The organism is Thermococcus sp. 2319x1, from assembly GCF_001484685.1.
Lineage (GTDB): Archaea > Methanobacteriota_B > Thermococci > Thermococcales > Thermococcaceae > Thermococcus_A.
The window spans coordinates 446,215-459,970 of sequence record NZ_CP012200.1; the positions used below are offsets into that span (position 1 = coordinate 446,215).

15 protein-coding genes and 1 tRNA gene are annotated in these 13,756 nt (G+C 45.9%); 11 read left to right on the top strand and 5 right to left on the bottom strand.

What is annotated here, in order from left to right; all coding sequences use genetic code 11:
* The 5 genes from ADU37_RS02445 to ADU37_RS02465 all read left to right on the top strand — a co-directional run bounded on the left by ADU37_RS02445 (nucleotide 1) and on the right by ADU37_RS02465 (nucleotide 4,790).
* On the top strand, nucleotides 1–531 hold the full coding sequence (locus tag ADU37_RS02445) for a hypothetical protein (RefSeq protein ID WP_144433171.1): 531 nt from the start codon (nucleotides 1–3) through the stop codon (nucleotides 529–531).
* Complete coding sequence (locus tag ADU37_RS02450; protein WP_058946126.1) at nucleotides 531–3,527, top strand: helicase-related protein; 2,997 nt, start codon at nucleotides 531–533, stop codon at nucleotides 3,525–3,527. Before ADU37_RS02445 ends, ADU37_RS02450 begins: the two co-directional genes overlap by 1 nt.
* Nucleotides 3,528–3,770: 243 nt before the next feature.
* On the top strand, nucleotides 3,771–4,034 hold the full coding sequence (locus ADU37_RS02455) for a hypothetical protein (protein WP_058946127.1): 264 nt from the start codon (nucleotides 3,771–3,773) through the stop codon (nucleotides 4,032–4,034).
* Nucleotides 4,035–4,038: 4 nt separating this feature from the next.
* Nucleotides 4,039–4,317 carry a hypothetical protein gene (locus tag ADU37_RS02460; protein WP_058946128.1) on the top strand — a complete coding sequence of 93 codons (279 nt, stop codon included), beginning with the start codon at nucleotides 4,039–4,041 and terminating at the stop codon, nucleotides 4,315–4,317.
* 41 nt (nucleotides 4,318–4,358) lie between these two features.
* Nucleotides 4,359–4,790, top strand: coding sequence for an EVE domain-containing protein (locus ADU37_RS02465; protein WP_058946129.1), 432 nt, complete (start codon nucleotides 4,359–4,361; stop codon nucleotides 4,788–4,790).
* 466 nt (nucleotides 4,791–5,256) lie between these two features.
* On the opposite strand, the gene ADU37_RS02475 is transcribed toward ADU37_RS02465, so the two are convergent.
* A tRNA-His gene (locus ADU37_RS02475) sits at nucleotides 5,257–5,333 on the bottom strand.
* A 142-nt stretch (nucleotides 5,334–5,475) separates the two neighbouring features.
* Between ADU37_RS02475 and ADU37_RS02480 the strand changes: the two genes are divergently transcribed.
* Nucleotides 5,476–6,102: a hypothetical protein gene (locus ADU37_RS02480; protein WP_058946131.1), complete on the top strand. Its 627-nt coding sequence runs from the start codon at nucleotides 5,476–5,478 to the stop codon at nucleotides 6,100–6,102.
* Here ADU37_RS02480 and ADU37_RS02485 read toward each other — a convergent pair.
* Nucleotides 6,074–7,042: a ribose 1,5-bisphosphate isomerase gene (locus ADU37_RS02485; RefSeq protein ID WP_058946132.1), complete on the bottom strand. Its 969-nt coding sequence runs from the start codon at nucleotides 7,040–7,042 to the stop codon at nucleotides 6,074–6,076. The genes ADU37_RS02480 and ADU37_RS02485 overlap by 29 nt on opposite strands.
* 259 nt (nucleotides 7,043–7,301) lie before the next feature.
* Between ADU37_RS02485 and ADU37_RS02490 the strand changes: the two genes are divergently transcribed.
* Together ADU37_RS02490 and ADU37_RS02495 are read left to right on the top strand one after the other, a co-directional pair.
* Complete coding sequence (locus ADU37_RS02490) at nucleotides 7,302–8,555, top strand: PLP-dependent aminotransferase family protein (RefSeq protein ID WP_058946133.1); 1,254 nt, start codon at nucleotides 7,302–7,304, stop codon at nucleotides 8,553–8,555.
* A gap of 144 nt (nucleotides 8,556–8,699) precedes the next feature.
* On the top strand, nucleotides 8,700–9,428 hold the full coding sequence (locus ADU37_RS02495) for a helix-turn-helix domain-containing protein (protein WP_058946134.1): 729 nt from the start codon (nucleotides 8,700–8,702) through the stop codon (nucleotides 9,426–9,428).
* Here the strand turns inward: ADU37_RS02495 and ADU37_RS02500 are convergent.
* From ADU37_RS02500 to ADU37_RS02510, 3 genes are read right to left on the bottom strand one after another with little or no spacing between them, the layout of a single operon-like run.
* Nucleotides 9,425–10,213 carry a 4-phosphopantoate--beta-alanine ligase gene (locus ADU37_RS02500; protein ID WP_058946135.1) on the bottom strand — a complete coding sequence of 263 codons (789 nt, stop codon included), beginning with the start codon at nucleotides 10,211–10,213 and terminating at the stop codon, nucleotides 9,425–9,427. The genes ADU37_RS02495 and ADU37_RS02500 overlap by 4 nt on opposite strands.
* Nucleotides 10,214–10,259: 46 nt before the next feature.
* Nucleotides 10,260–11,792 (bottom strand): hypothetical protein, encoded by a 1,533-nt coding sequence (locus ADU37_RS02505; protein WP_058946136.1) that lies wholly within the window; start codon nucleotides 11,790–11,792, stop codon nucleotides 10,260–10,262.
* Nucleotides 11,793–11,834: 42 nt separating this feature from the next.
* Nucleotides 11,835–12,293, bottom strand: coding sequence for a hypothetical protein (locus tag ADU37_RS02510; RefSeq protein ID WP_058946137.1), 459 nt, complete (start codon nucleotides 12,291–12,293; stop codon nucleotides 11,835–11,837).
* 179 nt (nucleotides 12,294–12,472) lie between these two features.
* On the opposite strand from ADU37_RS02510, the gene ADU37_RS02515 reads away from it, so the two are divergent.
* The 3 genes from ADU37_RS02515 to ADU37_RS02520 are packed head-to-tail and all read left to right on the top strand — an operon-like array spanning nucleotide 12,473 to nucleotide 13,733.
* Nucleotides 12,473–12,799, top strand: a complete 327-nt coding sequence (locus tag ADU37_RS02515; RefSeq protein ID WP_058946138.1) for a transcription factor S — start codon at nucleotides 12,473–12,475, stop codon at nucleotides 12,797–12,799.
* Nucleotides 12,800–12,810: 11 nt separating this feature from the next.
* Nucleotides 12,811–12,981: a hypothetical protein gene (locus ADU37_RS11480; RefSeq protein WP_175059091.1), complete on the top strand. Its 171-nt coding sequence runs from the start codon at nucleotides 12,811–12,813 to the stop codon at nucleotides 12,979–12,981.
* A 2-nt stretch (nucleotides 12,982–12,983) separates the two neighbouring features.
* Nucleotides 12,984–13,733: a DNA polymerase sliding clamp gene (locus ADU37_RS02520; protein ID WP_058946139.1), complete on the top strand. Its 750-nt coding sequence runs from the start codon at nucleotides 12,984–12,986 to the stop codon at nucleotides 13,731–13,733.
* Nucleotides 13,734–13,756: the final 23 nt, after the last annotated feature.

Genomic DNA, 13,756 nt, shown 5'->3' on the forward strand with positions numbered 1-13,756 from the left:
GTGGAGGGCAGCGTCGAGTACCAGGTTAATCTCAGGTACATCAAGAAGGCCTTCCTCCCGGTAACGCGGGAGCAAAAGCTTGCCGAGTTCGTACCGGTTTTCAACGTTATGGGCACTGGAGAGCAGAAAAAGGTCCCGGGAAAAGTTGAGGCGAGGGCGAGGGTATACCTACCCGAATTTCTCAATTTTGGCAAGAAGCTGGGATTTAAGGTCGAAGCGGAAGAGAATCTCCTCAAGTGGCTGACCCTGCCTCCGTCAAAAAGAGAAAGGCTGGAGTACAGCGGGAACAAGAGGATAATCCTGAGGACAAACGATGATTACGCTTATCTCCGCCTGATGGTTTACGGCGTCGTTATGAGTGTTCTTAAGACGCCGGCGGAATGGGGGCCGCTTGAGGAATACGTGCTCTCGATGGAGCCGATACAGCTCCGTTTTTGGTCTTCGAAGTTTAAAAATACTTACTGGAAGTACAAGAACCGGAGGAAGCTTGATTACCTCGCAAGACGCTTCTTGGAGGTGGAGTGGATTTGATGGAGGATGTTGGGGGGGCCGTCTTGAGGGATGTCCTCCTCCACAGTCCTGCACTGTTTTACACCGCTTTGACTGCTCCGGCCAGGAGACCAATAACCCCATTCAAGCATCAGTTCCAGCCCCTTTACCATGCTATGATCACCCGGCCGGTGAGAATACTGATCGCCGATGAGATCGGGCTTGGAAAGACCGTCCAGGCGCTTGCAATTGCGAGGTATCTCCAGCTGAGGGGCGAGGCCAGGAGAATTCTTGTCCTCGTGCCGAAGATTCTCCGCGAGCATTGGAAGCAGGAGATAAGAAGGGTTGGAGGCTTCCCAACCGTAATCGAGAACGGTCACGAGGTCGAGAGCAAGCTGAGAAACACGTACGGTTATACTGTCGTCTCAATTGATCTTGCCAAGAGGTCCCCCCATCGCGAGAGGTTCCTCGATATTAAGTGGGACTTGATAATCGTTGATGAGGTTCACAACGTTACCCTCGGCACCCAGAGGTACGAGTTCCTTAGGGCCCTTGTTGAGAAGGGCGGAGAGGACCTCAACCTGATTTTCCTTTCAGCGACGCCCCACAGGGGCAATCCCAAGGATTATCTCGCAAGGATTGCCCTCCTTGACCCGACCCTTACCGATCAGTACCAGAAACTTGACAAGCCCAGTTTTTACAGTAAAACTCAGGATACGCTCGTCATGAGAAGGACCAAAAAGGTCGTCAACGAGCTTGAGGGTAGGGAGGTCTTCAAGAAGTGTTATTTTGGGGCAGTTGTCGTTGAGATAAGCGACGCTGAAAGGGCCTTTTTCGATAAGCTCGATAAAGCGCTCTTCGAGATGATAAAAGGTGCCAGGGAGGACTCTCCGGAGGCCCTTCTCGCGGTTCTTGTCAGGAAGAGGGCTTCATCGAGTTATGAGGCGGCAGTAAAGACAATCAGTAAGATTGCTGAGAGTACAAACTCTGAAGGGAGCGGGAAGGCAGAAAAGGTTAGCAAATACATTAAAAGTCTCTTTGGCCTCGGTTATGATGAGATTGAGCTGGAGGACTTCAACGAGCTTGACGATGCCGTTGAGAAGATAATCGAGGAGTATTCTCCCCTGCTCGACAGAAAACAGGTCGAATCATTCAGGGAACTTCTTGAATTAGCAAAGCAAATCAAAGAGAGGGACAGTAAGCTCCAAATGGTGGCGGAGATTGCCGCGTATCACATCAAGCAAGGGGAGAAGGTGATAATCTTCACGGAGTTCAAGGACACGCTGGAATACATAAAGCGAAAGCTTCCCAAGATTCTGGCCGACGAGTACGGCGTTAGATTGGAAGGCCGTGAGATTTCCCTCCTTTACGGGGGAATGTCGAGCAGAGAAGTGGAAGAACAGATGGCCCGATTTGAGCGGCATGGGAAGCTCTTGATATCAACTGACGTTGCCTCCGAGGGTTTGAACCTTCAGATTGCCAGCGTTGTCATAAATTACGAGGCTCCCTGGAGTCCGATAAAGCTTGAACAGAGGGTCGGGAGGATATGGAGGCTCAGTCAGCCAAGGGAGACAACCGCTTACACCCTGTTCCTGGCGGCAGAGACAGACCTCTACGTTCTGGAGAACCTTTACCAAAAGATTATGAACATAACTGAAGCCATTGGGAGTGGTCCGCGCCTTGGCAAACCTGTTTTCGGAAAACAAATGTTCTCTGGGGATTTCGAGGTACTGTGGAAGGAAGAAGCCTCCGAAGAGGGTGCCAAGGGAGAACAGCCTTCCGAGTACGACCTTGTGATTGCGTCAATAAGGAGGGAACTTACAGGTTACGCGGGGGCCATAATACACACTCTAAAGAGTCTCCGACAGAACATTGAGAAAATGGTTCCCTCTGATACGGCAAAGCAGGTTCAGGAGGAGCTTGAGCATATACTCACTCCGAGAGACTTTGACAGGGAGGCGGTCTCAGAAGTGCTGAGGACTTATCTCACTGAGGTTCTTGGCAAGAGGAACATTCCCGAAATTTCCCCGATTCTCCATGATGTCGTTAAGGAAGGCCCCTCAAGCCTAATGCCAATGAAGATTGGTGTTAAGGGCAGGGATGGTGTTGAATACCTTTATTTTGTAAGGTTGGTTGATGAGGAAGATGGTCGGGAGTTCCATCGTTATCCCGTCCTCGTGAGGAGGAACGGTGGAAAGCTTGAGTTCCTTTATGGCGTTGACCTGTTGAAGCGCCTTATTGAGGTGTTCTCGCAGGATTTCGTTGTTATTGGCCGGCCCGAACCCACCATGGAAGAGAATTTAATATCTTCCCAGCTCAGGACGCTCGCAAGGGATGGGTTTTATAGGCCCAGGACAAAGTACAGAAATTACGAGCTGGTATTTTCAAAGGGCAAACTGAAGAAGGGGCGCCTCTTCAAGAACACGAAAATTGAAACAACTGAAGTGTTGAGGATCGAGGGCATCAGCGAGGAGAGGTTCAACATACTAAAGTACGTTCCAAGTGGTATTCTCGACGTTTATGGGCTCTCGGAGAAAGACGTGGAACCGCCCACCGATGAATACAGGCGCATCACCGAGAGGAACTTCGTGCCCCTGGAGGATATCCTGAAGAGCGAACGGAAGGCAATGGAGATCGTCATGGAGCTTGAGCGGAAAAGGTTGGAAAAGAAATATGGCCCCGGTGGAGGCTGGGAAGTCAAAGACGTCTCATTGAAGGAACATTATGACATCAAGGTCGTTGAGCCGAATGGAGAGAGGTACATTGAGGTTAAGGGCCACAAGCCACTCCTGCTTACTGCAGAGGTCACGCCCGCGGAGTATGAATTCGCGACGGACTCCAAAAACGTTGATAAGTACTGGATTTATATCGTCGCAAACCTCGGAAAGAAAAAGCCGGTCATATTGAAGGTTTTCAGGCCTTTTGAGAGGGATGCCAGGGTTTATGCGGTCCTCGAAGACGGGAAGGAAGTCGAGATTACCGGAAAGGTCAGCATCAACATTAAGAACAAGATTCGAAAGGTGCTCTCGGTGGAGTAATTTACTGCGTCTCTTTTATTCCTAATTTCTGTCTCAAAATTCCAAGCGGTTTTATAAAAACGTCTGAATTTTTGAGACTTTGAGACCATCAGGGGAAACGTGACCTTTTAGATTACTCGAGCATTCATAAATTCGTGTGATTGTGTCATGAGTATCTTCGATAAAAAGTGAATAATATCTTGGCATTTAACGAATCAAAAAGGTTATTTATTCCAGGATTGTAAACCATACTGGTGGGTTTAGATGGACCTTGGAAAGGCGGTTTTCGCTTTTATTGGGCTTGGGATAACACTGTTTTTGACACTTAGTGTCCCGAGTATTGAACAGGTAATTTACGATGCTTTCACACCCCTTGTATTTCAAGCTTCTCAAGAAATTCAGGCATACGACTGGTCAACTGCATTTCTCATCAAAGCAACTTGGATTCTTGTGGGAGTGTCCGTGATTATTTCGATTGTAACTCCAATAATGGATGCACTTATGGAGCTTATATCTTCGCTGAGGTGATATGATGGATGCCCTGGAACCCCTGGAACAACTTGCTGAGACCTTTGAGGTACTGAGTAAGATGCTTCTTGAAATGGCCCTTCCAAGCGCACAGTTCATAATGGCACTGACTTTTTATAGTCTTATATTATATATCGGGAACATCTTAGGAGTGACTTCCGATACTCCAATTTACGGTATGACTGTGATGGATCTCTCCGATGCCCTTTGGGTTGGGATTAGCTTATTGGGACTTGCAGGTACATTATCTGCGTTGAGGCATCTGGAAGAGCTTCCATTCTAATGACAACTTATTTATCCTTTTTCTCTGGTTGGGTGAGTGGAATGAAGTACTGGCTCTGCATCACCAACCGTGACAACTGGGAGGTTGTCAAAAAGAGGAACGTCTGGGGAGTCGCGAAGAGGCATAAAAACATCATTGCCAAGGTCAAGCCCGGGGATAAGCTCGTCATTTACGTGAAACAGGAGCGTGAGAACAAGGAAGTTCTCGAACCGAAGATTGTCGGCATCTTCGAGGTCGTGAGCGAGCCTTACACCGACTCAAGCAGAATCTTCAAGAGCCCACCACACCTCAATGAGACGTACCCGCTGAGGGTCAAGATCAAGCCAGTGAAGCTTGGTGAGCTGGACTTCAAGCCCCTCATTCCAAAGCTGGAGTTCATTACCAATAAGAAGCGCTGGAGCGGGCATTTAATGGGCAAGGCGATGAGAGAAATCCCAGAAGAGGATTACAGGTTGATTGAAAGCCTTCTTTGAGTTGTCTCAATTTCTCTTCCAACTTTTTAAGGTGGCTTTTCCCTCTTTTTGGTATTGGGCTGTGGGGCCAAATGCGTGTAAATACACGTGTATTTATACAGGTGATGCGCAGAAGGGGGCACCAAAGTGGAAGGTTACGCCGTTGGTCAGGGTGGATTTGGTTGAGTTTGTAAGGAAAGAGGGCATCAAAATGTCTCAATTGCTTGAAAAAGCTTCACCAAAAGAACTCCCTTCCTGCTGAACTGGCAGGGGATCAAGCGTGCACTCCAAACTTGCCTATGAAAACGGGTTTAACATTAAACCGGGACTTTTTGTGAGTTCCACTTTTATTCTTCTCCCCTCGGACGCCTTGTTGAGAGTGGAACACTGTAAAACCGCCAGTTAAAGAGTAAACCACTTGAAAACAGGCACCTTCAGAAGGGCACGCCTTCTTTCCGTCAACGCTTTGCGGAGCAAAGGGTTGTTCTGGGGCCGGGGCCGGGATTTGAACCCGGGCTAGGGGATCCACAGTCCCCTGTGCTAACCAGGCTACACCACCCCGGCCATGTCCACTTTAGCTATCTGGGATATCTTTATAAACTTTTCGCCAAAATATGTTCGAAAAGTGCTAAGAATGGATTAATGACCAATTAATCACCTCAGAGAGAGTTTATTGAAGAAGAATGCCTTTAGAGGTGAGTTAAAAATGAGAGCAAAAAGAGAAGCCTTGAAGACACTGTTTACAGCAATAAAAGAGGGTAAGGTCGATAGTGATATAATTGACCTCCTTTTGCTTATCAACTCAATAAAAGGAGTTTACACAACGAGCTCATGTTCTGGTAGAATAGGGATAATCGAAGAGCCCAAAATAGGGGCTAAACCTTTATCGAGATGGCTAATTAAAAAACACTTCCCAATAACATTTGAAGAGGCAAAAAATAGCTTAAAAGCTGCACAAAAAGGAGTAATATTCCTTAAAGCCCAGCCTCCAATTTTTCACATAGTTGGAGAAAATGTAGAAATCGGGAAAAAGCTCCACGAAATCGGTCTTTCTTCTGGCTTTAAGTACACCACCTTTAAAGCTCTAAACAAGGAACGAGTGTTGGTGGAGATAAACGGCACCGAATACTTAACCGTTCCCCTCGGCAGAGATGGGAGAATATTGATAAGCGACGAATACCTTGAGTTTTCAATCAATCTGGCAAATGAGATGCTTAAGCGGAGCAAATCAAGGTTACCACGACTTGAGAAGAACTTCAAAAAACTGAAAGAGGAGCTTGGAGGGGATGAACTTTTCTACGAGCTCAGTCCTCCCATGGCTCGGTATATTTGAGAGCCCATCCGAATTCTTCCTTTAGGATATCTATCGCTGCATACGGAGGGATAACGGCTTTTTCGGTGATTATAACGTCAATGTACTCTGGTGGCGTAACATCGAAGGCCGGATTTTTCACAACAATATTTTTGGGCCATTTATCGAGCTCTTCTTTCGGAACGACCTCATAGGGATCCCTCTCCTCTATTTCAACAAGCTGCCCTAAGAGTGTCTCCGGGTGGAACTTATATGTTTCTGCGGCTATCATGACCCACACTCTATGTTCTTTTGCCGTTAAAGCTACCAGAGCAGTCCCTACTTTGTTGATAACGGCACCGTTAGCTGTTATTGAATCTGCACCCATAACCACCTTGTCGGTCATTTTCATGTAATGTCTCGCCGCCCCATCAACGACGTAGATAACAGGGATTCCTGCTTCAGCAAGCTCTTTAGCGGTAATTTTTCCCTGGTATCTTGGCCTTGTCTCAGTGACAATGACCTTGATGTCCTTCCCTTCCTCCCATGCTTTTTTCATAACCCCAACAGCAGCCTTTGAGTGGCAGTGGGTCATTATAATGTCCCCATCTTCAATCCTTTTTGCACCAAACTCGGCTATTCTTTTAACGGCGTTTTCTGAGTTGTGTATGAACTCCTTTGCTGAGTTAATCACTATGAACTTAAGCCCCTCTAAATCCGCACCGCCGCTGTATGCCACCTTTGCACGATATGTAACGTATCTTAAGGCATTTGGAAGGGAAACGGCAGTGGGTCTTGTGTGGTATAGAATTCTCGCTGCTTCCCTAATCTCCCCCCAGAGTTCATCTGCGCTTTTTGCCTTGCTGTTTTCAGCTTGTAATTGCAGAGCATAGGCAGCTGATCTCGCTATCTTTCCCGCCCCTCTTATTTCCATCGTCTTTATTTTCTCCGCTATCTCTAAAACCTCTTTTATCACGGGCATTTCGATCCCCCCATTATTGTTCTAATTCCTCAATGGGGTTTATATAGCTCACTCCTACCTTTCAATTTCTGTTCGTTGATGTTTTTATATGTTCCTTGGTGTACATAAATCTGTTATATTCTGAATCTTTACAAATATAAAGGCCATTTCCGACCAACGCCGAAAGCTTTATATTTAATTGCCACAAAACTATCAATGCATAAAATAGGGTACGTGTTCACTTTAGTACATCAAATAAACTGCCTGGAGGAAGATTAGGATGGAGCTTGAGAAAAGGCTTAAGGAGAAATTGGAGGCACCAACTTTGGATTATGAAAAGTACTTCTCGGAAAAGGCTCTTGGGATGAAGGCTTCAGAAATTAGGGAGCTTTTAAAGCTCGTTGAGACTTCAGATGTGATCTCACTTGCGGGTGGCCTTCCAGCGCCTGAAACCTTCCCAGTGGAGATAATTGGGGAAATTACCAAGGAAGTTCTTGAAAAGCACGCGGCTCAGGCACTTCAATATGGAACCACCAAAGGTTTTACTCCTTTGAGGCTTGCTATTGCCGAGTGGATGAGGAAGAGGTACGATATCCCCATCTCCAAAGTAGATATTATGACCACAAGCGGATCACAGCAGGCTCTTGACCTAATAGGCAGGGTCTTCATAAATCCGGGGGATATTATTGTGGTTGAAGCCCCAACTTACCTTGCTGCCCTTCAAGCTTTCAAGTATTACGAGCCTGAATTTGTCCAGATACCTCTTGATGATGAGGGAATGAACGTTGACCTCCTTGAAGAGAAGCTGCAAGAGCTGGAAAAAGAAGGGAAGAAAGTGAAGATAGTCTACACAATACCAACTTTCCAGAATCCGGCTGGTGTAACAATGAACGAAAAGAGAAGAAAAAGGCTCCTTGAACTTGCAAGTCAATACGACTTCATAATAGTTGAAGATAACCCATATGGAGAGCTCCGCTATTCTGGTGAGCCGGTAAAGCCCATTAAGGCATGGGACGAGGAGGGCAGGGTTATATACCTCGGAACGTTCTCCAAAATCCTTGCACCGGGCTTTAGAATTGGATGGATAGCTGGAGAACCACACTTCATAAGAAAACTTGAGATAGCCAAGCAGAGCGTTGATCTCTGTACAAACACCTTCAGCCAGGTTATAGCGTGGAAGTATGTAGAGGGAGGATATTTAGACAAGCACATACCGAAGATAATTGAATTCTACAAACCAAGGAGAGATGCAATGCTGGAAGCCTTGGAAGAGTTCATGCCAGAGGGCGTTAGGTGGACAAAGCCAGAGGGTGGAATGTTCGTTTGGGCAACTGTTCCTGAGGGAATAGATACGAAGCTCATGCTTGAGAAGGCCGTTGCGAAAGGTGTGGCATATGTTCCGGGGGAGGCTTTCTTTGCCCACAGGGATGTTAAGAACACAATGAGGCTTAACTTCACCTACGTTCCAGAGGAGAAGATTAGAGAGGGTATAAAAAGGCTTGCCGAGACAATAGAGGAGGAAATGAAGAAATAGCAAAGGTTATTAATGAAAAGTTCCAACTACACCTGCCCGGGGAGCACCGCCGAAGGCGGAGTCGATGAACTCGGGCGGGTTATTACCCCCTTTCTATAGGCAATTGCCGAAAAACTTATAACAACCTAATGTGAGGAATTAATTATGTTGGAGAAAGAGAAGGAAGCTCTGGCAAAAAGAATTGCCGGGGAAATAACCCTATCTTCAGATCCCGGAAAGACCATGAGAAAGTGGAGAGAAATATTTGGCGTAAGTCAGACAGAACTTGCCGAGTTTCTTGGTGTATCTTCTTCGGTGATCAGCGATTATGAGGGTGGTAGAAGAAAAAGCCCCGGTGCCTCTACAATTAGGAAATTCGTTGAGGCTCTCCTTGAAATAGATGAAAAGCGGGGAGGAAATGTCATAAGGGCTTTTAGCAGGACTATAGGTAGTGATCTCCCCACAAATGCTATTCTCGACATAAGGGAGTTTGCCTTTCCCGTTACAGTGGCTGAGATAGTTGCCGCGGTAAAAGGAGAAATTGCCGCAAACGAAGATCTTCTTGGAAGGAAAATCTATGGTTATACCGTTATAGACAGCATACAGGCCATTTTAGAAATGAGCAGTGATGAGTTTTTGAAGCTCTATGGCTGGACCACTGAAAGGGCGTTAGTCTTCACCAAAGTGACCACGGGAAGGAGCCCAATGATAGCTATAAGAGTTCAAGGATTAAAACCAGCGGTGGTTGTCCTTCATGGGGTTAAAAGACTTGATGAACTCGCTGTAAAAATAGCGGAGAGGGAGAGAGTCCCTCTGGTTATATCAAAAGCTAAAGACGAAAACGAGCTGATTGTAAGCCTAAGAGCTCTAGTAGAAAAAGCTGAAAAAATTTAAAGATTTTCTCTCCTCCAAACACCTTCTTCGGCTAATTTCTCTAGCCTGGACTTTATATAGCTTAAGACTTCACTGAGTATTTTCCCGTTGTTGTATTCCGCCACTATCTTTTCAAGTTCCTTCCGGGGGAGTTCTTTCATTTCCTTGGCCAGCTCGATCATTCTTGGGTATGCCCTTACTATGTTGTCAACTATGGTTATGTCGGCCATTCTTGCGCTCCGTGAGAGGGGGTTCAAATCGACTGTTATAACGAACTTGCCCATCTTCACGAGTGCTTCCGTTCTGTCTCCATCCTCCAATGGTACAACGACAACGTCTGCCTTCCATATGCCGTTCTCATCAACTTTGCCCCTTTCGCTTTCCAAGTTTGGAATTCTTTTGGTTGGGTTTATGCCGAGAAGCTCCACTTCCGGGTCATACTTCCTGAGTTCCTCCGCTATCGCCTTAACTCTTTCCTCTGTCCGGTAGAAGAGGTTTATCTCAAGTTTTGCATTGAGAGCCTTTGCAAGCTCTATCGTCTCTTTTGGAACCAGTGCTGCCACGTTTCCATTTACCGAAATTACCGGATGCTTAGCCAATAGAAGTTTCGCAACAGCGGCTTTCATAGCTTTCTCCGCCGGTTCAATTGTGGTTTCCCCGATAAGGTAATCAAAAGCTTCTCCCCTTCCATGGGCAATTAACCCTGCTGTAGCTAAAATGCCCTTTTCAAGGGCTTCCTCCAGTTTATGCCTGTAATAAAGGCTCCAATATCTGGGATGAGACTTTGGGACAAAAAATTTTGCCATTTTTATCACCGAAGGGGTATAAGAGAGAGAAAATAAAAGTCTTTTCTTACCTCTTCAGGTGTCTCCAGAGGAGTGAAGCCATAGTGAAGAGCAGGATTATTGAGGGGCCGCAGATACCTTTGCTCTCTTCACTTGTGGTCGCAGAGCTCGTTGTTGAGGGAGTGGCTGTTGGAGAGGTAATTTCAGAAGAAGATGTTTCTTTTTTAGTTGTGGTTGAAGGGGTAGAAGTGGTCTGTGGTGGGGAAGGGCTTTGGGCTGTTGTTTGCGTTGTGCTTGTTGTAGATATTGAAGGGCTCGTTTCTACGGAAGTTTTGGTGGTGGTCTCAACCTCACTCTTCTCTTTTCCGAATTTGAAGAACCATGCGTCGCCGTTTTTTGGGGAGTTTAACCTTCCGCTGACCGTCTTTACGAGGACTTTGTAGTCGGAAGATTCCAAGGTTATCTTCTTGGGTTCGGGTGAATATTCCCCTTCCGGTATGTCTAGGGGGCCATATAGGGTTTCCCATGTAACTTTTGAAACATTAGGAACGATGAATCTCTTAGAGAAATCCTCAGTGTAACCGGCTGCGTATATGACGCCATCTTTTAGAATCCCTTTGGCAACTATATCCTCTTTTCCTCCTTGGATTATTCCAAACCATTGCAGCTCTCCCGTTTCATCAAATTTTGAGATTATTCCATCGCGGTTGCCAGAGGTAAAGTTGCCTGTGTAACCTAAGAGAACTATTTCGGAATTGTTGAACATTATGGAAACGAAATTGTCTCCATACCCTATTCCAAAGTGCTTTTTCCATATGGTATCTCCATTTTGTGAAATCCTCAGTAGGAAGGCATTCCCAAACCCTATGTCATCCTTTGTGCTTCCGGCTACATAAACGTCGTTTTTGAACTCAATTGCCTCCACATCTTTCAATGGATACGCCTTAGCCCACCTTAGCCTTCCGATTAAATCAAAGGCACACACAAAAATACCCTTATCATAAGTTCCGGCAACGTAGATGAGGGACTGGGTGGCTTTCACTGCAGTTGCTTTGGCGTTTTCATTTCCGAATTCCACTACCCAGTTTACTTTTCCCTCAAGAGACAATTCCGCTAAGAATGCCCTTTGGATACTCCCCGTCGGGCTCGTATAGCCGACTATGTAAATTCTGTCATTTGCTATATCCATTGCTTCAGCACCATCATTAAAGCTCCCACCAAAGGTTTTGAAATAGACAAGTTCTCCATTTACGTTGAGTACTCCCACAAATGCATCGGCATCCTGAAAGTTTATGGAACCTATCTGCCCCACCAAATATGTCTTGTCTCCGTAGAGGGTTGCATCCCTAATGAAGATTGGTTTGGAGGAGTAGATGAGCTTTTGAAATTCCAGACCTCCCTTATCATCGACTTTAACAATAAATCCTCCTCTCAGATCTTCAAAACTTTTGGTAGAGCCCACCAAAATGGAGTATCCCTCTCCCGGGAGGTAGGCTACACCACTATCTATCTCATCGCCGCCCCATGTAAGGTATTCCAGCTCTTGGGCATATGCAAAGGGCAGCAAAAACAATAGCATAAACACCACTAACCTTTCCATGAGATTCACCGAAAAATATGTTTAATTCCCCCTAAATAAGGTTTACCACTGCCTTCTTCTGTCCCCCAAGAAGACTTTCATAAAACCTGAGAATTCCTCTCCCCTAAAGTCCTTGTAGAGCTTTTGAGTTTCTTCCTCGCTCAGCCACTCCATGTCATCGGGAATGCCCTCAAAGAAATCGTAGTAAATCTCGTTACCTTTCCTCGCCACGTTTATGGTGTAAATTTTCTTCTTAAGCTCTTGGGCGATTTGTATTTCCCTGCTAACGAGAGATGTAAACTTTCCCACTATGCCGACTGCCACGAATATTTCGGCGTCTTTTATCATGTGGTGTGTAGGCTTTAGCCCGTAATCTGAAGGAAGTATAATGTTGTTCGAATTGAGCCTTTCCTCAATAATCCTCAGCAGTGCCCTTTCGGTTTGGGTATGATAAATAATGGTGGGCTCACTCACATATATCAAAGCACCGTACTTTTTCTTCTTTTTGAAAAATTTGAACATCTTCCACACCTCAGGTGGGGATAAAACGTCGTCACCACTCGGCTGGGATGACACTCATCATCGGTTATCCTTATTCTTGAGTTTTGGTGTGGTCTTAAAAACTCTTCCCTTTATGAATTTAATATGGCAAAACTTTTTATTTCAATTTGGCAACCTTGTCTTAGACTGGGGGTGAGAGAATGAAATTCTGTCCAAAATGCGGGAGCATAATGCTGCCAGATAAGAAGAAGGGAGTCTTTGTGTGCAGAAAATGCGGATATGAGGAACCTCTTGATCCGGAGACGGCAAACAGATACAAAATAACCCAAAAGGTCAGGCATGAGAGAGAAGACGTCCCCGTTATTGAGCAGGACATAGCTACACTCCCAAAAGTAAAGATAACCTGTCCAAAGTGTGGCAACGATGAAGCCTACTGGTGGGAAATGCAGACAAGGGCTGGAGATGAACCTTCAACGATCTTCTACCGCTGTACAAAGTGCGGCCACACGTGGAGAAGCTACGAATAACGGTGAAATTCATGGAGGGACTTGAAATAGAAGTGCTTAAACGTCTTGTAGAAAAAGCTTTAAAGGAGTTAGATGAAGCATATAGAAGGATACCCGATGTGAACAATGGAAAAACTTATTTATGGAGGGGCAGAGAAAGGATAAGGTTGATGGCTAAAATTCTCAACGATACGGAGGGATAAAGATGCCGTTCGAGATAGTTTTTGATGGGGCAAAGGATTTTGCAAGCTTGATTGACACAGCAAGCAATTTAATCGATGAGGCGGCCTTCAAAGTTACGGAGGAAGGCATATCGATGAGAGCAATGGATCCAAGCAGGGTTGTTTTGATTGACCTCAACCTCCCCGCTGGAATCTTCAGCAAATACGAAGTCGAAGGAGAAGAAACAATCGGCGTTAACATGGACCACTTTAAGAAAATCCTCAAGAGAGGAAAGGGCAAAGACATCCTTGTCCTTAGAAAGGGAGAAGAGAACTTCCTTGAGGTAATCCTTGAGGGAACTGCAAAGAGAACATTCAGACTTCCCCTCATTGAAGTTGAGGAACTTGAGCTTGAGCTCCCCGAATTGCCCTTCACGGTAAAGGCAGTCGTTCTCGGTGAGGTTCTTAAGGAGGCAATTAAAGATGCATCTCTCGTTAGTGACTCCATAAAGTTTATTGCCAAGGGAAATGAGTTCATTATGAGGGCCGAGGGGGAGACTCAAGAGGTCGAGATAAGGCTCACGCTTGAGGACGAAGGCTTGCTTGACCTTGAGGTTGAAGAGGAAACCAAGAGCGCCTACGGCGTGAGCTACCTCGCGGACATGGTAAAGGGAATAGGGAAGGCTGATGAGGTAGTCCTCAGGTTTGGAAACGAGATGCCCCTCCAGATGGACTATCCCATTAGGGATGAAGGAAGGCTAACGTTCTTACTTGCTCCAAGGGTTGAGGAGTGACCTCTCCCATACTATTTTTTAGG